We start from the raw sequence: 17,582 nt of genomic DNA, 5'->3' as shown, positions 1-17,582 counted from the left end.
TCTCCACACAACACCCGCACGGCGTCCCGCACCGCCTTCCCCTCCCGGGCGGCGCGGGCCACCGCGACCACACAGGGGTACTGCCATGGTGTTCCGCAGTGAGTACGCAGACGTACCGGCCCTCGACACACCCATCCACGAAGCGGTCCTCGGCGGGGCCGCGGAGTTCGGTGACACGGTCGCCCTGATCGACGGGGTGAACGGCACCACCCTCACGTACGCCCAGCTCGACGGCTTCCACCGCCGGATCGCCGCCGCACTCGCGGAGGCCGGACTGCGGAAGGGCGATGTCCTCGCCCTGCACAGCCCGAACACCATCGCGTACCCGGCGGTCTTCTACGGCGCCACGCGCGCCGGCGCCTCGGTCACGACGGTCCACCCGCTGGCCACGCCCGAGGAGTTCGCCAAGCAGCTGGCCGACAGCGGTGCGAAGTGGATCGTCACCGTCTCCCCGCTCCTGGACACGGCCCGCCGCGCGGCCGAACTCACCGGCGGCGTACAGGAGATCTACGTCTGCGACCAGGCGGAGGGCCACACCTCCGTCCTGGACATGCTGGCCTCCACCGCCCCCGAACCGACCGTCGCCATCGCCCCTGGCGAGGACGTCGCCGCCCTCCCGTACAGCTCCGGTACGACGGGCACGCCCAAGGGCGTGATGCTGACGCACCGGTCGATCGGGACGAACCTGGAGCAGCTGAGGCCGTTCATCCCGATGGGGGAGGGCGACCGAATTCTCGCGATTCTTCCGTTTTTTCATATTTATGGGCTCACGGCCCTCATGAACGCCCCCCTCCGCTCCGGCTCCACGGTCGTCGTCCTGCCCCGCTTCGACCTGGTGCAGTTCCTGGCGGCCATCCAGACGCACCGCATCACCGGTCTGTACGTGGCTCCGCCGATCGTGCTGGCGCTGGCCAAGCACCCGCTCGTGGGGGAGTACGACCTGTCCTCGCTCCGCTACATCGTCAGCGCCGCCGCCCCGCTCGACGCCGAGCTGGCGGAGGCATGTTCGGCCCGGCTGGGGCTGCCGCCGGTGCGGCAGGCGTACGGGATGACGGAGCTGTCGCCCGGGACGCATGTGGTGCCGCTCTCCGCGGAGCGGCCGCCGCCGGGCACGGTGGGCAGGCTGCTGCCGAACACGGAGATGCGGATCGTGTCGCTGGAGGACCCGGCGCGGGACGCGGAGCCGGGGACGGACGGCGAGATCCTGATCCGCGGCCCGCAGGTGATGAAGGGCTACCTCGGCCGCCCCGACGCCACCGCCGACATGATCGACGCGGACGGGTGGGTGCACACGGGGGACGTCGGCCGGGTGGACGAGGACGGCTGGCTGTACGTCGTCGACCGGGTCAAGGAGCTGATCAAGTACAAGGGGTACCAGGTCGCCCCGGCCGAGCTGGAGGCGCTGCTGCTCACCCATGAGCAGGTGGCGGACGCGGCGGTGATCGGGGTGTACGACGCCGAGGGGAACGAGGTCCCGAAGGCGTTCCTCGTCCGGTCGCCGGGGGCGGAGGGGCTGACCGAGGACGACGTGCTGGCGTACGTCGCCGAGCGGGTCTCCCCGTACAAGAAGGTGCGGCAGGCCGAGTTCGTGGACGTGGTGCCCCGGGCGGCGTCCGGCAAGATCCTCCGGCGCGAGCTGCGCGACCGGGAGAAGACGGACCACTCGGGAATCTCGGAGGAACGGTGACTCTGATCGTACGGACGGAGGAGCGGGGCGTCGTCACGCTGACGCTCGACTCCCCGGCCAACCGCAACGCGCTCTCGGCGGAGCTGGTGGAGGAGGTGCGCGGGTCCCTGGCGGCCTGCGCCGCCGACGCCACCGTACGGGCGGTGGTGCTGGCCCACACCGGGTCGACGTTCTGCGCGGGGGCGGACCTGAAGGCGCCGCCGGACCCGGGGGCGTTCGTGGGGCTGATGCGGGAGGTCGTGGCGCTGCCGAAGCCGGTGGTGGCGCGGGTCGACGGGCACGTCCGGGCGGGCGGCCTGGGCCTGCTGGCCGCGTGCGACATCGCTGTGGCGGGCCCGGCGTCGACGTTCGCGCTCACGGAGTCGCGGCTGGGGCTGGCCCCGGCGGTCATCTCGCTGACGCTGCTGCCGCGCATGGACCGTACGGCGGCGCACCGGTACTTCCTCACGGGGGAGCGGTTCGACGCGGCGGAGGCGGCGCGGATCGGCCTGGTGACGGTCTCCGCCGAGGACGTGGACAAGGCGCTCGTCCCGGTCCTGGACGGGGTGCGCAGGGCGTCACCGCAGGGGCTGGCCGCATCGAAGGAGCTGGTCACGGCTACGGTGCTGAGAAGCTTCGACCAGTACGCCGAAGACCTCATCGCCCGCTCAGCGGAACTGTTCGCCTCCGACGAGGCGAGGGAGGGGATGACGGCCTTCCTCGAACGACGGGACCCGGTATGGGTGCGGTGACCTCTTCCTCCTCTTCCCCCTCCAGTCCCAAAGCGGTGCACGCGCCCAAGCAGGACCGCAGCCGGGCGACCCGGCAGCGGCTCCTGGAGGCGGCGGTGGCCTGTCTGGCCGAACACGGCTGGGCGGGCTCCACCGTCTCGGTGGTCGCCGAGCGGGCCGGGGTCTCGCGGGGCGCGGCCCAGCACCACTTCCCGACCCGCGAGGACCTGTTCACGGGGGCGGTGGAGTACGTGGCGGAGGAGCGCTCCGCCGCCCTGCGCGCGCTCCCCGTGCAGGGGCGCGCGGAGGTGGTCGCGGCGCTGGTGGACCTGTACACGGGGCCGTTGTTCCGGGCGGCGCTGCAGCTGTGGGTGGCGGCGTCGAACGAGGAGCAGTTGCGGCCGCGGGTGACGGAGCTGGAGGCGCGGGTGGGCCGCGAGACCCACCGGATCGCCGTCGAACTCCTGGGCGCCGACGAGTCCCGCCCCGGGGCCCGCGAGACGGTCCAGGGTCTGCTGGACATGGCCCGCGGCCTGGGCCTGGCCAACCTCCTCACCGACGACACCGCCCGGCGCGCGCGGGTGGTGGCGCAGTGGGCGGCGCTGGTGGAGGAGGGGCTGGGGTGAGGCCCGCCCCGTCCGTGACGGACGGGGCGGGTGTACGGCAGTTGACGTACGGATGTGGAGTCGGCGGCGAATGGCCGCAGGGCCCGCCGATCGCGCGCCGGGGGCCGTACCGCTGGCTACGTTGACGCTGTGCGGAGACGGCAGGGGTCGGGGAGCGGCGGCGGAAGCGGCAGCCCGGGGGCGAGCACGGGTGCGCGTGCGCGGGGTGTGTCCGAGGAGGCCGCCGCGCGGACGCCCCGGGAGTCTCCGCTGTCGCGTACGGACGGCGGCGGCCCGGAGGCCCTCGGCAGCGCCCCGGCCGTCCTCGGCGGCGCTCCGGCCCTCCTCGGCGGTGGGCCCGGCATTCTCGGCGGCGGTCCGCGCAGCCTGTCGGGCATGCAGCAGACGCTGGGCAACGCGGCCACCGCACGGGCGGTCCGGCGCGGCAAGCGGCCCGCCCACCGGCCGCCGTCCATCGACGAGCGGGCGGAGCAGGGGCTCGTCCTGCCGCCGTACCTGATGGACCTGGAGGCGGGCGGTCTGTCGACGGCGTACGGGCTGACCGGGCACGAGTTCGTACGGAACGCGGTGGCGGCCGTGGTCGGGCACGGCGACGGCACGGTGGCGGGGATCGCGGCCGAACTGGCGGGCCGGCCCGAGTCGTTCTTCGGGCGGGGGCGCGCGTTCGCGGTGGAGGCCAGTGCTGGGGCCGGTTCCGGGAGTGGTTCCGCGGGCGGTCAGGGCGGGGAGGGCTCCCGGGGCGGCGGGGGCTACGACGTCACGGTCTCCATCGCCCCCGCCCCCGACGACCGCCCGCCGACCTTCCACCCCGCCGCCGACCTCGGCACGGCCGCGCCGGACCCGGGTGGGGCGCCGCTCGCCGCCGTTGACGACCCGGAGGGCAAGGAGACCAAGGTCGACGTCCAGCACAACACCGGTGCCACGGCGGCCCGTTCGGTGGGGAACTCGTCGAGCAAGGGCGTGGGCGGTACGGCGTTCGGGCTCGCCCCGGTCGCGCCGGGGCTGTGGCTGGGCGGCGCGGTGACGGGGAACGTCCAGCCCTGGCAGTCCTCGCGGGACTCCCGCTCCCAGCGCGGGGTGGCCGAACCCCGGGTGCTGCGCAGCGACAAGGGGTCGGTGGAGGTCGCGCGCCGGGTGGTGTACGTCGTACGGGTCCGGCGCCAGGCGGGCGGGGGCGAGCAGGTGTTCCGGGGCTCGGGAGGGCTGACCCAGCGGGTGCCCACCGAGCACCTGATCCCGGCGGGGACCGGGGCACCGGCCCGCCCGGAGCCGGTGGACGCGGGCCTCGCGCGGCGGGTGGCGCTGGCCGACTCCCTCGCCCCGGTGGGCGTCTCCGACCCGGCCGGGCCGCACCAGGGCGGCGGCGGGCTGTTCGACGCGGTCGCCTCGGTCCTGCACCCCTCGCTGACCGCGCCGGGCGCCCCCGGCCGCGCCCGGCTCTACGAGGCGACGGCGACCCCGACCGTGCTGGAGGACCTGCCCCGGCTGCTGGGCGGCGACGGGGTGACCGGGGACGACCTGTACTCCAAGGACGGGAGCAGCGCGGGCAGTTACCGCATGCGCGCCGCCGTCACCGGTCTGGCCCCGGCCTGGTCGACCGGGAAGACCCAGCTCCGTACCCACCAGCAGGCCCAGCACACCGCGACCGAGTCGGCGGGCAAGGGCCGCGCGGTCGCGGGCGGGATCGGCCCGGCGGCCGGGGTCGGGGCGGCGGCGAACGCGGCGGTGGTCCGGGCCACGGCGATGCCGGTCGCGGCGGCCCGCGAGGCCCGGTTCAGCGTGAACGAGCAGACCGTCTCCAGCCGCCAGGGGGCGGAGGTGCGGGGCGAGAAGGTGCTGTACACGGGGACGGTCCGGTTCACGGTGGAGGGCACGGGCCCCCGGTCGATGCGGATGATCCTCCACCCCGAGGCGCGGGTGGCCACCCACGCGATGCGGGTCTGGATCAGCCTGCGGGCGGACGAGGCACGGGAGTTGGGCCTGCCGCTGCCGCCGGGGGTGACGGCGGGAGACTTCATCAAGCCGCCGAAACCGGGGGCGGCGCCTTCGGTTCCGGGCGAGGGCGAGGGATCGGCATCGGGTGCGGCTGGGGCCGGGGGCGGGTCCGAACGCCAGCTCCCCTTCGGCGCGATGGGATCGAGCGTGACGCTGGGCCGCCTCGACACGGCGCCCATGATGAAGGCGGTACGGGAGCTGTTCGCCACGGACCCCCGGCTGACCGGCTACCTCCCCGCCTTCGGCACGACGCCACCTGCGGCCGACCTCAGTAGGGAGGAGGCGGAGGCGCAGCGCGCGAACTACCGCGAACTGACGACAGCGCTCTCGGAGGCCAACCTCCGGGTGAACAAGGACCAGTTGCTGTCGACGGGGATCAGGGTCCGGCTGCGCCGCAAGACGGCGATGCACTCCCATGACGTACAGCTGCGGGTCCACGGAACCGTGGGTGAGGCGAACCACCTGGGCGACATCGACGACTGGCTGGTCCGTGCCCATGCCGGTGTGGCGTCCAACGCGCAGAGCGGGCGCAGCAGTTCGCGCTCGATCGGCGGCATGGTGCTGGCCCAGGCGCGCCTGATCCCGGGCGCGCTCACGGGCTCGGCCCGCTACGAGCGGACGACGTCGGGCACGCGCCGTAACCAGGCCGGCCCCACGACCCGTACGGACGTCCTCACCAACGGCTCCGAGAGAGCGGCCGCGTTCGGGGCGGCGCTGCGGCTGAACGTGGACGTCACGATGACCTCACGGCCACGCAAGATGACCCGCGCACTGACCCCGGGCGCCCCGGGCAGGGACGTACCGGAGGCGAAGCTGCTCTCCGGCCTGCACCTGGAGGAACAGGACGTACGTCTCCTCACTCCGACGGAGTTCACGGTAGGAGCGGAGGAGAAACGCCGCCTGGACGCGGGCACGGGCCGGGCACCCGGCGCGGAGAGCGCGACGACGGCAACGGGCATAGGCGACCTGTCGACGACGCCTCCGGCTGCACCCACGGGCCAACACCTCGTACGCGACTGGCAGTTGGTGGAGACGGTGGGCGACGGTCAGCCGATCCGCGACCTGGCCCTGAGCCTGCTGTCCCGGGCCGCCGCCCGGGGCGAGGCGGGCCGCCAGGACTCGGCGCTGGCCACGGAGGGCCTGGCGCCCCGGCTGGCGGTGGAGGAGCGGTTCAGCCCGAGGGCGATCACGGCGTCCCTGCGGCAGGCGGCCTCGTCGGGCTGGGTGGTGAAGAACCTGCGCTACCCCCGCCGCCTGGCGGCGCTGAACGGTGCGGTGGGCACCCGACTGGCCCTGTCCGCACCCCAGGTGGTGCACGAGGCGGCGGGCCCCGGCACGGAGACCTTCGTCCTGGGCGGCCACCAGGCGGGCGGACAGCAGGGCGGGGGCACCTCCACCACGGTGCAGGCCGGGGCCACCCTCGTACAGAACGGCGCGGACTGGCGGGTGGGCGAGGGCCTGTCGGCGTACGGATCGAAGGGCACGGGCGACAGCGAGGCGGCCACGGTCGCGGGCACGGTCGAGCGCAACGCCCACACCCCGAAGAAGGCCCCGCTCTACCTCGTACGGTGCGATCTCCTGGTCGCGATGGTGGCGGAGGTCAAGGTCACGGGCGGCGGCCCGTACGTGGCGAGCGCGGCACGGACCCTGCCGGGCGCGGCGGCGGTGTGGCTGACGGCGGCGCAGCTACGGGCGGCGGGGGTGGACCTGCCGAGGTCGGCCCGCAAGGAGCTGAAGGCGGACGAGACACCGGCGGCGACCACGAGCACGGCCACGGCCACGAGCACGGCCACGGCCACGAGCGCGGTCGGGGCCGGATCCGGGGCCGGTTCCGGAGCCGGGGGGAGTTCGGGCAGCGGCTCCCGCCCCCGGACGACCCTGTCCCGCGGGCTCCCCCTGGGCTTCGGCATGATCGAGGACGTACCGGACTTCGTCCCCCTCCTGTCCGGCCTGCGCAACACCCTGGCGCTCACGGGCCACCAGGACCTGGCGGACGAACTCCTGCCCAGGCAGCAGCTGCGGGACCGCAACGACAACGTGCAGCGCCTGCTCCGGGTCCTGGACCGCGACGGCTCCACCGGCCTGCTGGCGAGCGCGATGGACGGCGGGGTCACGGTGGAGCTGCTGGACGGCCGCAAGACCCCGTACTGGGCGGTGTTCAAGGTGGACCGGGTGGGCGACGGGGTCTGGGACGGCGAGGCGGACGACGGCCGGGACATGGAGTACATCACCTCGGCGATCGCCCAGCAGTCCACCGCCCACGACGAGGGGGAGTCGGTGGGCGTGGAGGGCATCCTCGCGGCCTCCGGCAAACCGGACGGCGGCAAGGGCCAGGTGAAGAGCACGGGCGGAGCGGGAGGCGTGGGACTGGCCAAGGGCTCCGGCCGCCGCCGAGGAGGCGCGACCAGGGGCCAACTCGGCATGAAGACGGTGGCGGAGGCGAAGACGGCCAAGTCGGCGCGGATGCGGGTCCCGGTCGTGCCGTCCCTCGAACTCCACCGGGGCGACCGCAGACTGGCCGTCGCAGGCCTGGGCCGTACGACGCTGGTCCACCGCATCCTGGAGGCCGACCTCAAGGCCCTCTCCCGCGTGACCACCCCCCGCCGCCCCGCCGCCCACCCCCGCCCGGACGCCCCACAGGGAAGCGACGCCGCCCTGGGCGCCTGGCGCGCGAGCGGCGTGCCCCTCCCGATGGAGGCCCAGGTGAACGGCTTCCAGGGCGCGCCGCGCGTACGGGACCTGGTCTCGCGCACCGTCCAGGCGGCCGGCGGCAACCCCCGCTTCCGAGAGAAGGGCCAGGCCGCCGCGTACACCCTGGGCGAGGCCGTCTCCACGGAGTGGCTGATCGCGGCCCTCCCCCTCCTCACCCACACCGGCGCGCCCCTCCCCCCGGTCCATGCGACCGGCGCGAAGGGCCAGGACCTCCAGGCCTCCGTCCACGCCCGGTTGAGAGCGGGCCGGATCCTCGGGGCGGGAGACAAGATGACGTTCGAAACAGTGGCCCAGAGCGACCTGACCGCCCCCCGCCCCACCCAGACCGACGCCCAGTCCGCAGCCGAAAAGAGCCGCCAGGCCCGCGGCCTCCTGGGCGCCGGAGTCCTCAACGCCGACGAGTTCCGCCTCAACCAACTGATGGCCAACGGGGGCGGCTCGGCCTCCGCCACGGGCGCATCGGCGAGCGGAGCGGGCTCGATGCCCCTGCACAAACCGAAGTTCGCGTCCGTACTGGTCCAATTCACCCTGGACGTACGGATAGTGGCACGGGTGACGGACCGGGTGCGCTCCTCCCGCACGTCAGTGGCGGAACGCGAACTGACGCTGCCGCAGCCGGTGGTGGTGCGGATGCCTTTGCCGGTGGCCCGTCGGTTGCTGGCCGCGTATCCGGAGGCGGTTGCGGATCCGCGGGGGGAATTGGGGGTGTGAGGGGGGGGGCTGGGCCCAGAGCCCCGCGTGCGCGGGGACCACTGCTGTGGCCGGGCTGGTTCACCGCGGTCGGTAGACGGCGCACGGGACGAGCGCGGTCCGCGAGGCGACTGGTACTACTGGTGCATGCAGGAAGAGCAGGAAGAGACCGCCCGGTCCGCGATCGACACGTTCATCTCCGCGTTCAACGCCTCGGACGACAGCTATGTGACTGCGCTGCTCTCCCAGGCCCTCACCTCGGACGTGGTCTTCTGGGGGCCGTTGGGCCGCAGCGAGGGGATCGAGGCGGTCGAGCGGTTCGTGCTGGACATCCGGCGCCACCCCGCGGGGACCGGCACGATGGTGCGCTGTTCGGCGGTGGACATGCCCGACGAGTGGGCCCGGTACCAGTGGGTCTTCACGACGCCGGATGGAGGCCCCCGCCTGGCGGGAACGGACGTTGTCCATCTGCGGCGGAGCCTCATCGACCAGGTCATCGTCTTCGCGGGGGAGATCGAGCCAGCCGCCTCCTGAGCCGTTGGGCTCTGGCGCCGTCCTTCTCCTGAACCGGCTCCGTTCGCGGCTGGTCAGGCTGCTGAGGCGGCGTCCGCCCCAACGGGTGCCCTTCTCGCTTCGGATGCGGGCCCGTCCCCTGCCGTCCCCTGCGCTCGGCGGCCAGGGCGTCGCGGTGGCGGGCGTTGGCGTTGCGCCGGCGTGGATAGACGTGCAGGGCTCGTGTCTGCACGGTGTGAGGCTTCTCCGCTATCCCCGCTCCTCTCCCAGAGCCGATCGCAGCAAGTCGATGCTGCCCTGCGCCAGCAGCTCGTCCGCCAGCCGGTTCGCGGTTTCGGTGGTGAGACGCCCCCGGCTGTTGTCGATCCAGCGTTGGGCGTTCTCGTAACCCTGGGCCTTGTACTCGATGCCCTGAAGCATGCACTCCAGCTTGTCCGCGTCGGCGCCCTCCAGCTTCGCGATGATCGTGGCGATCAGCGCCGTACGCCACGAGTGCTCGGCCACGCTCTCGGGGTCCCGGACCCCGGCCATCCACCACCCGATGCGGCGGGCGTGCCTGAGTGTGCCCGCCTCGTACAGGAAGCGGCCCACTGCGGACAGGTCGTCACCGGCCAGGAGTTGCTCCTCTCACGCCTCGGTGGGAGAGGCGGATCGGCTACCTGATTTCTCCTGATCCCTGGCCATCCAACATCACCGGAGCGTTGCTCACGCTCCCCTCTCTGTTGGTCGGACGGGCCGGGAGTGTGGGTTCGCCGCGGGGACGCGGGGCCGCCTTCGCGTGGCCACTCGGTCGGCCCTTACGATCTCGGCATGATTCGTGCAGTGGTGTTCGACGTCGGTGAGTGCCTGGTGGACGAGACCCGCGAGTACGGCACCTGGGCGGACTGGCTCGGGGTCCCCCGCCACACCTTTGCCGCGCAGTTCGGCGCAGTGATCGCCCAGGGGAGGGACTACCGCGAGACGTTCCAGGTCTTCCGCCCCGGCTTCGACCTCTACGCCGAGCGAGAGGCACGGGCAGTCGCCGGGCAACCGGAGCACTTCGACGAGTCGGACCTGTACCCCGACGTACGCGACTCCCTGGCAGCGTTGCGTGCGGACGGCCTCTGGCTCGGTATCGCGGGTAACCAGACGGTCCGGGCGGGCGGCATCCTGAGAAGTCTGTTCGCCCAGGATGTCGACCTGATCGGCACCTCGGACGACTGGGGCGCGTCGAAACCCGACCCCGAGTTCTTCGTGCGCGTCGCCGAGGTAGTTCCGGCCGAGCCCAGCGAGATTCTCTACGTCGGTGACCGCGTCGACAACGACCTCCGGCCCGCCGTCGCGGCAGGCATGCGTACGGCGCTCGTGCACCGCGGGCCTTGGGCGACGATCCAGTGGGAGACGGAGGAGGCGAGGAGGCTCCCCACCTTCCGGGTGGAGAGCCTCCTCGAACTGTCACCTCTGATCCAGCAGTTCAACGTCCGAGAGCCCTGAAATTCGGCGACCAGTTGCGGGGGCGGACGCCCTGAGATGTCGCTCTCGGCGGGGCGGATCACGTACTGAGCGCCCTCCAGCTCCCCCATCGACCGTCCGATATCGCCGGGCTCCGGTTTGCTCTCCGTCCTCGTCGGGCTGGATGAGCCGGTGGCCGACGCCGCGTGCCGCGATCCGGAACCGTACGTAGGCTCGTCGCGTGAAGACGTTCGTGTTCGACATCGGTGAGACCCTCGTCCGCGACGACCGATACTGGGGTTCCTGGGCCGACTGGCTCGGCACCCCCAGGCACACTCTGTCGGCTCTGGTCGGTGCCGTCACTGCTCAAGGGCTCGACAACTCCGAAGCCCTGAAGCTCGTGAGACCAGGTATCGATATTCCTGCCGAATACGCTGCCCGAGAGGCCGCCGGGCGGGGCGAGCACCTCGACGAGTCCGATCTGTACGAGGACGTCCGCCCCGCGCTCACCCGGCTTCAAGCACGCGGCATGCGTGTCGTCGTCGCTGGCAACCAGACAGCGCGCGCAGGCGAGTTGCTCCGGACGCTGGACCTGCCCGCCGATATTGTCGCGACTTCCGAGGAGTGGGGCTGCGCCAAGCCTTCGGCGGAGTTCTTCGCGCGGGTGCTCGATGCGTCCGGTGCTCCCGCGAAGGACACCGTGTACGTCGGGGATCACCCCGCGAACGACACGTTCCCCGCCGCCGAGGCCGGGCTGCGCACCGCGCACCTTCGACGCGGTCCGTGGGGGCACCTGTGGGCGAACGACCGGCGTGTCCGTGAAGAGGCCGACTGGGTGGTCGAATCCCTCGTCGAGCTGGCGGCGATCGTGGAGGAATAGGCGAACGGACACCGGTGTCGCCACCGCATGGGTACGTTGAGTGAGTGTTCGACGACAGCCCTCGTGCGATCGGTGAGCGCATTGCCGCCCGCCGCCGTGCACGCCGCCTCACGCAGACCGCCCTCGCCGCAGCCGCTCACGTCTCATACGCGACGGTTCGGTCCGTCGAGCGAGGTGCCCGCCGCCTCACGCAGACCGCCCTCGCCGCAGCCGCTCACGTCTCATACGCGACGGTTCGGTCCGTCGAGCGAGGTGCCCGCCGCCCCGGCGACGACGTACTGGAGGCGATCGCCGACGCCCTCGGTGTGGAAGCCGCGCACCTGCGAACGGGATACGTCGGCACGGAGCGGCGCGTCCACCGGGCGCTTCCCGCCCTGTCGGAGGTGATCGCTGGATACGACCTACCACTGGGCCGGCCCACTCGTCCCCCGGGGCAACTGGCCGACGAAATCGCGACCGCCGTGGGATGGAGGCTCAGTGCCCAGTACGGCCGCATCGCCACGGCTCTCCCAGGCCTGTTGGCCGATGCCCTTCGCTACGTTCACACCGCCCCCGGAGCCGAACACCGTGATGCCGCGCGGTTACTGGCCTCTGCCGCTCGCACTGCTGATGCCGTCGCCTACAAACACGGGGCACATGATCTCTCCGCGCGGCTCATCGAGCTGATGCGCTGGGCAGCTGACTGGGCTGCTGACCCTCTTGTCCAGGCGAGCGCCTCCTACGTACGGGCCGAGACGTTCTTCGCGGCTTGCGCACATGAGGCCGGCCTCGTTTCGCTGGAGCGGGCCATCGAGGCCGCGCCGCCGCCGACCGGACGTACGGAGAGCGCTGTGCTCGGCGCCCTGCACATGAGAGCCGCCGTGATGGCGAGTCGCGCCGGGAGCGTGGACGCGGCCGAGACCCACATGGCGTACGCCCGACGTCTCGGCGAACAAGTCGCCCTCGAAGGAACGTACTTCGGCACGGCATTCGGCCCCGGGAGTGTCCGTGTCCACGAGGTCTCCGTGGCCGTCGGCCTGGGGCCTGGATACGCCGACCGCGCCCTGAGCGCAGCCCACGCGTGGAAACCCGGCGACGACCTGCCGGCCGAGCGCCGAAGCGGGTTCTACATCGACCTGGCAAGGGCGCAGGAGTGGGCAGGTCGACCTGCCGATGCCTTCGCCAGCCTGAAAGCGGCGCGTGCTGTAGCCCCGCAACATACGCGCGAACACCCCTGGGCCCGCGAAGTCGCCGGGAACCTACGCCGGTTCCATCGCTCCGATGCCGAGAGCCTGTCGCATTTCGCCCGTTGGGTCGGTGCCGTCTAGGACGATCGCCTGCTGCTACACGCTGTAGCAGTTGCGTTGCTCCTGAAGGCCGATGCTTTGGCTGTCCGCGACACAGCTGGAGGAGACCGGATGACCATCCCCTTACGTAAGGAAGCTGCCGGGCGGGACATCGCCGCGAGGGGAGCGGACGATATGGCGTACCGCACGCTCCTGAGGCATTCGGTGACGTGCTCCGCCTGTCGCGCAGGAGCCCCCTGTCCGGCAGTTGCCGCACTCCGCCAAGCTTGGCGGGAGAGGCGTCGATGAGGTGTTACGCGGTAGCCGATGCGCACGACTTCCCCGTCGAGGACGACACGGGGGCTCACTGCCCGGAGCACGGGGTGACGCTGCTTCGACACGCTGCTCTGACCGCTTCGGCTGACGGGGCCGACGCGCACGTGGGCGGGCTGTCGGCTGGGGCGAACGGCCCGTACAGCATCATCTGCCGCAGCGCCCTGGTGTCCGGCCTGGATCACGTGCACGCCGTTTGCCGGCAGCCGGGGTGCGCGTGCTCGTGCCATGCCGTGGACGTCGATCCGAGGGCCGTTGGATGAGCATCCGCCTGTCGCCCACCGATGTCCGTACGTGCGAGGCGTGTTGGCGGGACCCGGTCACCGCCGTACGGCACACCGTTCGCGGTCGGGATCTTCTGTGCCGCGGGTGTGCCGAGGGCGGCTGCCCGCGTCGCGTCGACGTCTTTCCGCCGTACGGGATCTACCGGCTCCACCACCTCGGAACCTCAACACAGCGAATGAACAGAGGAGATGAACGATGATCACTACCCCTGGCCTGCCGACGGCGGCAAGCACGCCGGGCCGCCGTCGGACAAGCCGTGGACACCGCCCTCGGAGCCGAAGCCGTCTCCGGACGGCAGCCGCCCCACGTACGCCCCGCAGCCGTGAGCGCCGCTCGTCAGGCACGCACGTACCCGGCCCTGGTACAGGACTTGGCCGACCGGGGGTTACTCACCGCTCGGTGGCGGCGGGTGTTCGAGGCCGTACCCCGCAGCCGGTTCGTACCGGAGCGGGTCTGGCGTCAGTTGCCGGACCGGTGCGTACCGGTCGTGGAGGCGGACGAGTGGCTGGCGCTGGTGAACAGCGACGAGCCGGTGGTCACGCAGCTCGACGACGGGGCCGAAGGCGGACCCGGTATCGCCACGTCGTCGAACTCCATGCCCTCGATGACGGCCCGGATGCTCGGACTGCTCCAGGTGGAGCACGGGTCGCGGGTGCTGGAGGTGGGGACCGGCACGGGTTACGTCGCCGCCCTGCTCTGCGAGCGGCTCGGGGACGACCTGGTCCACAGCGTCGAGCTGGACCCCGTGGTCGCCGAGCAGGCGGCGGAGGCCTTGGCCCAGGCTGGGTACCGTCCCCACCTGCGGGTCGGGGACGGTGAGCAGCCGTGGCCGGGGCTGGGCCCGGTGGACCGGCTGATCGCCACCTGCGCGTTGAGGTACGTCCCGTACGCGCTGCTGCGGCAGGTTCGGCCGGGCGGGATCGTCGTCGCCCCGCTCGCCCGTGCGTTCTGGTCGGGTGCTCTGGTCCGGTTGGAGGTCCGGGAGGACGGTACGGCGGTGGGGCCGTTCTGCGGCGGCGCGACGTACATGCCGATGCGGTCCCATCGGGTGCCCGATCTCCACGAGGTACGGGGCAAGGGGCGGGCCCGTGCGGCGGCCTGGACCCCGTCCGGCTGCTCGACCTCGGGTTCGCGCTGTACGCGGGGGCACGGCTGCCCGGCGTACGCCTCATCCACCAGGACACCGCCGACGGCGCCCAGGTCTGGGTCACCCGCGAGGACGGAGCCGCCGCCACGGCCGCCACGGGGGCGGAGGTGTGGCAGTACGGACCTGGCCTCCTCTGGGAGGAGATCGAACAGGTCTGGTGGGAGTACGAGTCGGCGGGGCGCCCCGGCGCCGACCAGTTCGGGCTGACCGTGACCAGCCGGGGGCAGCAGGTGTGGCTGCGGGAGCCGTCGGAGGTCGTCCGGCCCGCTCGGGGTTGGGTGGGAACGTGAGGTACGTGGGCCCTGGCTGTGCGTGCGGCCAGGGGCCTTGGGCCGTGCGTGGGTCGGGGCCCGTGAGCATGTGGCCGGCCGGGGTGCATCAGCAGGAGGCCGAGCCGGTCGGGCGCCCCCTGCGACCACCGGGCCCGCCCGACCGGTCGATGTCAGACGGTGGCCAGCTCGGCGGCCCCGAAGGAGACGCTGAAGCGCGCGCACCAGATGCTCACGCTGGTGAACCGGTTCAGGTCGATCTCGTCCGGCAGCGCGTAGTTCTGGTCGCCCTTGTTGCCCTTGAGCTTGCCGAGGCTTTCGTACGCGCCGTCGTCGAACACGTGCCACCCCGCTCTCCCCTCCTTGACCGGGGCGTCGGTGATCCACACCCGCAGGTCGGGACCGTTGCTGGTGTCCAGGTTCTCCAGGCGCAGCGTGCGTGAGCCGTCAGGCAGGAGCACCACCTTCACCGTGCCGGTCGTGGGGTGCTCGTGGCTGATCAGCTCGCCGGTGGCCAGGGTCTTCGGCCCGGGGGGCGCCGTGGGTGAGGGGTCGCCGGGGCGGGGGGAGCCGTCGGTGGCGGCACGCTGGGTACGGCGAGTTCCTCCCGTACCGTCTCGTCCTGCCACAGCTTCCAGGGCTGGAACCAGTACAGTCCCGCGGTCGCCACCAGAGCGAAGGCGATCACCGCGCCGGTGATCACCGGCGCACTCGGGCGCCGTCGCTTCCGCGTGTCTCGGGGCGTCGGGTCGGGCATGGTCATGGTTCCTCATCTTCGTCGGCCGGCCGGACGGGCCCCCGCCGCGGCGGGGGACTGCCTCGGAGAGCGCGGGAGGCGCGGAAACCACCCTAGGGAAGACGACGGGACACAACGGACTTCAGATTCTTACGAAACAGGAACGCCGATGGTCGCACCGGGGCCTGGCGGCCCGGTCGGCCCCGGGCGGTGCGAGGCTGGACCCATGCAGACACCACCGCCGGACGCAGGGCTCCGTGTGCTCGTCGTGGACGACGACCTGACCGTGGCCGAGGTCGTCGCGGGCTACCTGGGGCGCGCCGGCTACGAGGTCACCCGCGCCGACGACGGCGCGGCGGCCCTGGAGTGCGCCGCGCGGCACCGGCCCGACCTGGTGGTCCTGGACCTGATGCTGCCGGGCATGGACGGCCTGGAGGTCTGCCGTCGGCTCCGCGCAGAGGGCCCGGTGCCGGTCATCATGCTCACGGCGCGCGGAGACGAGGACGACCGGATCCTCGGCCTGGAGGTGGGGGCGGACGACTACGTCACCAAGCCCTTCAGCCCTCGCGAACTCGTCCTGCGCGTCGAGTCGGTACTCCGCCGCAGCCGTACCGGCCCGGCAGCCGTCTCCGGGGCACCGATGCTGGTGGGCGGCCTCCGGGTGGACCCGGCGGCACGCCACGTCTCCAAGGGAGGGGACGACCTGGCCCTGACCATGAGGGAGTTCGACCTGCTGGTCTTCCTCCTGCGCAACCCGGGGCGGGTGGTGGGCCGAGAGGAACTGATGCGTGAGGTGTGGGGCTGGCAGTTCGGCGACCTGTCTACCGTCACCGTCCATATCCGCAGGTTGCGCGGGAAGGTCGAGGACGACCCTGCCCGGCCGCGGCTGATCCGGACGGTGTGGGGGATGGGCTACCGCCTCGACGCCGGGTGCGACGAGGGCGCCGGGGGCGGCGAGGGAGGCGAGGGCGGCGAGGGAGGCGAGGGCGCCGGACTCACCGGGTATGCCGGGGATGTCAGCGACGTGAGCGGGTCCGGAGTGCTCGGCCGCCGGCCCATGCCGCCCGGCCCGCCGGACGGCCCTGTCCCTCCCGCGCGAACCGACCGACTCGATCGACCCGGGTGCTCCGCGACGGCCGAAGGCTGAACTGCCATGCTGGACATCCTCGTCATCGCCCTCCTGGCCTTTCTGGGGGCCGCGGTGGCCGGTCTGCTCGGAGCCCTGGCCCTGCGGTTGCTGAGGCGCCGATCCCTGGTGGTCGTTCTCACGGTCGTGGCGGCTGTCGCGGTCCTCGCGATGCTGTTGGGAACACTGGCCGTGGCCTGGGAGATGTTCCTGTCGAGGCACGACCTGAACGTCGTCGTCATCGTCGTGGCGATGGCCGCCGCCGTCTCGCTCCCGACCGCGCTGCTGCTCGGCCGCTGGGTGGTCGCCCGCAGCGTGGCGCTGACCGAGGCAGCCCGCTCGTTCGGCGAGGGCGGCACCTTTCCCGTGCCCGCGCAGGCGGCCACCGCGGAACTGACGGCCCTGAGCGCAGAACTGGAGGCCAGTAGTGCCCGGCTGGCGGAGTCCCGGAACCGCGAACGCGCCCTGGAGCACTCCCGGCGCGAACTGGTGGCCTGGATCTCACACGACCTCCGGACTCCGCTCGCCGGCCTGCGTGCCATGTCCGAGGCGCTGGAGGACGGCGTGGCGGCCGACCCCGAGCGCTATCTGCGCCAGATCCGCGCCGAGGTCGAGCACCTCGACACCCTGGTCGGTGACCTCTTCGAGTTGTCCCGCATCCACGCGGGGGCCCTGGCCCTGAGCCTCGCCCGCGTCTCCGTCTACGACCTCGTCGCCGACGCCCTGGCCGGGGCCGACGCCCTTGCCGAGGAGCGCTGCGTACGCCTGGTCGGTGCGAAGGTCGACCACGCGCCGGTGGAGGTCGACGGCAAGGAGATGAGCCGCGTGCTCGGCAACCTCCTGGTGAACGCGATCCGCCGTACCCCGGCCGACGGCACCGTCGCGGTGGCGGCCCGGCGCACCGGTGGGGACGTCGTCCTCTCGGTGACCGACGGTTGCGGCGGCATCCCTGAGGAGGACCTGCCGCGCGTCTTCGACACGGGCTGGCGCGGCAACCACGCCCGGACGCCGCCGACCGGGGCGGGGCTCGGGCTGGCCATCGTGGCGGGGATCGTCGAGGCACACCAGGGGAGGGCCGCCGTCCGCAACGTGGAGGGCGGCTGCTGCTTCGAGGTCACCCTGCCCGTAGCGCCCGCCCGGTAGTGCGTCGGCAGGCTTCCGGTCCGGCACCTGACGG

Annotated in this window: 12 protein-coding genes and 3 pseudogenes; 12 read left to right on the top strand and 3 right to left on the bottom strand. The window is 72.7% G+C overall.

The window, feature by feature from the left end; all coding sequences use genetic code 11:
- Positions 1-85: 85 nt before the first annotated feature.
- The 5 genes from DJ476_RS13975 to DJ476_RS13955 all read left to right on the top strand — a co-directional run bounded on the left by DJ476_RS13975 (position 86) and on the right by DJ476_RS13955 (position 8,954).
- Positions 86-1,687 (top strand): 4-coumarate--CoA ligase family protein, encoded by a 1,602-nt coding sequence (locus tag DJ476_RS13975; protein ID WP_112490660.1) that lies wholly within the window; start codon positions 86-88, stop codon positions 1,685-1,687.
- Entirely contained in the window at positions 1,684-2,418 is a 735-nt protein-coding gene (locus DJ476_RS13970) for an enoyl-CoA hydratase family protein (RefSeq protein WP_112490659.1), read from the top strand. Before DJ476_RS13975 ends, DJ476_RS13970 begins: the two co-directional genes overlap by 4 nt.
- Complete coding sequence (locus DJ476_RS13965) at positions 2,406-3,023, top strand: TetR/AcrR family transcriptional regulator (RefSeq protein ID WP_103419071.1); 618 nt, start codon at positions 2,406-2,408, stop codon at positions 3,021-3,023. Before DJ476_RS13970 ends, DJ476_RS13965 begins: the two co-directional genes overlap by 13 nt.
- 207 nt (positions 3,024-3,230) lie before the next feature.
- On the top strand, positions 3,231-8,441 hold the full coding sequence (locus DJ476_RS13960) for a hypothetical protein (protein ID WP_318294669.1): 5,211 nt from the start codon (positions 3,231-3,233) through the stop codon (positions 8,439-8,441).
- 126 nt (positions 8,442-8,567) lie between these two features.
- A complete protein-coding gene (locus tag DJ476_RS13955) occupies positions 8,568-8,954 on the top strand; it encodes a nuclear transport factor 2 family protein (protein WP_112490658.1) in 387 nt (128 codons plus the stop codon).
- Positions 8,955-9,014: 60 nt separating this feature from the next.
- On the opposite strand, the pseudogene DJ476_RS35560 reads toward DJ476_RS13955, so the two are convergent.
- Both DJ476_RS35560 and DJ476_RS13945 read right to left on the bottom strand, forming a co-directional pair.
- Positions 9,015-9,171 (bottom strand): annotated as a pseudogene (locus tag DJ476_RS35560) (IS630 family transposase); the annotation flags it as partial.
- An 11-nt stretch (positions 9,172-9,182) separates the two neighbouring features.
- Positions 9,183-9,548, bottom strand: a complete 366-nt coding sequence (locus DJ476_RS13945; protein WP_112490657.1) for an HD domain-containing protein — start codon at positions 9,546-9,548, stop codon at positions 9,183-9,185.
- Between the two features lie 195 nt (positions 9,549-9,743).
- Here DJ476_RS13945 and DJ476_RS13940 point away from each other — a divergent pair, with 195 nt between their 5' ends.
- From DJ476_RS13940 to DJ476_RS13915, 5 genes and pseudogenes are all read left to right on the top strand, one after another.
- A complete protein-coding gene (locus DJ476_RS13940) occupies positions 9,744-10,406 on the top strand; it encodes an HAD family hydrolase (protein ID WP_112490656.1) in 663 nt (220 codons plus the stop codon).
- 199 nt (positions 10,407-10,605) lie between these two features.
- A complete protein-coding gene (locus DJ476_RS13935) occupies positions 10,606-11,244 on the top strand; it encodes an HAD family hydrolase (protein WP_112490655.1) in 639 nt (212 codons plus the stop codon).
- A gap of 44 nt (positions 11,245-11,288) precedes the next feature.
- Positions 11,289-12,551 (top strand): helix-turn-helix domain-containing protein, encoded by a 1,263-nt coding sequence (locus tag DJ476_RS13930; RefSeq protein ID WP_112490654.1) that lies wholly within the window; start codon positions 11,289-11,291, stop codon positions 12,549-12,551.
- 764 nt (positions 12,552-13,315) lie between these two features.
- Entirely contained in the window at positions 13,316-13,453 is a 138-nt protein-coding gene (locus DJ476_RS35145; RefSeq protein ID WP_208853497.1) for a hypothetical protein, read from the top strand.
- A pseudogene (locus DJ476_RS13915) lies at positions 13,450-14,564 on the top strand (methyltransferase domain-containing protein). Before DJ476_RS35145 ends, DJ476_RS13915 begins: the two are co-directional and overlap by 4 nt.
- A 152-nt stretch (positions 14,565-14,716) precedes the next feature.
- Here the strand turns inward: DJ476_RS13915 and DJ476_RS13910 are convergent.
- Positions 14,717-15,306 (bottom strand): annotated as a pseudogene (locus DJ476_RS13910) (DM13 domain-containing protein).
- 199 nt (positions 15,307-15,505) lie between these two features.
- Between DJ476_RS13910 and DJ476_RS13905 the strand changes: the two are divergent.
- Both DJ476_RS13905 and DJ476_RS13900 read left to right on the top strand, forming a co-directional pair.
- Complete coding sequence (locus tag DJ476_RS13905; RefSeq protein WP_208853496.1) at positions 15,506-16,426, top strand: response regulator transcription factor; 921 nt, start codon at positions 15,506-15,508, stop codon at positions 16,424-16,426.
- A gap of 6 nt (positions 16,427-16,432) precedes the next feature.
- On the top strand, positions 16,433-17,548 hold the full coding sequence (locus DJ476_RS13900; protein WP_103419081.1) for a sensor histidine kinase: 1,116 nt from the start codon (positions 16,433-16,435) through the stop codon (positions 17,546-17,548).
- The last annotated feature ends 34 nt before the right edge of the window (positions 17,549-17,582 follow it).

The organism is Streptomyces bacillaris (genome assembly GCF_003268675.1).
GTDB lineage: Bacteria > Actinomycetota > Actinomycetes > Streptomycetales > Streptomycetaceae > Streptomyces > Streptomyces bacillaris.
The sequence above is the reverse complement of the archived record's forward strand: the minus strand, read 5'-3'. Positions and strand labels throughout refer to the sequence as shown.

What these genes read in the sequence shown, in the direction of transcription:
- DJ476_RS13975 (WP_112490660.1), top strand. Translation starts at nt 86, where the DNA reads ATGGTGTTCCGCAGTGAGTACGCAGACGTACCGGCCCTCGACACACCC.
- DJ476_RS13965 (WP_103419071.1), top strand. Translation starts at nt 2,406, where the DNA reads ATGGGTGCGGTGACCTCTTCCTCCTCTTCCCCCTCCAGTCCCAAAGCG.
- DJ476_RS13955 (WP_112490658.1), top strand. Translation starts at nt 8,568, where the DNA reads ATGCAGGAAGAGCAGGAAGAGACCGCCCGGTCCGCGATCGACACGTTC.
- DJ476_RS13940 (WP_112490656.1), top strand. Translation starts at nt 9,744, where the DNA reads ATGATTCGTGCAGTGGTGTTCGACGTCGGTGAGTGCCTGGTGGACGAG.
- DJ476_RS35145 (WP_208853497.1), top strand. Translation starts at nt 13,316, where the DNA reads ATGAACGATGATCACTACCCCTGGCCTGCCGACGGCGGCAAGCACGCC.
- DJ476_RS13905 (WP_208853496.1), top strand. Translation starts at nt 15,506, where the DNA reads ATGCAGACACCACCGCCGGACGCAGGGCTCCGTGTGCTCGTCGTGGAC.
- DJ476_RS13900 (WP_103419081.1), top strand. Translation starts at nt 16,433, where the DNA reads ATGCTGGACATCCTCGTCATCGCCCTCCTGGCCTTTCTGGGGGCCGCG.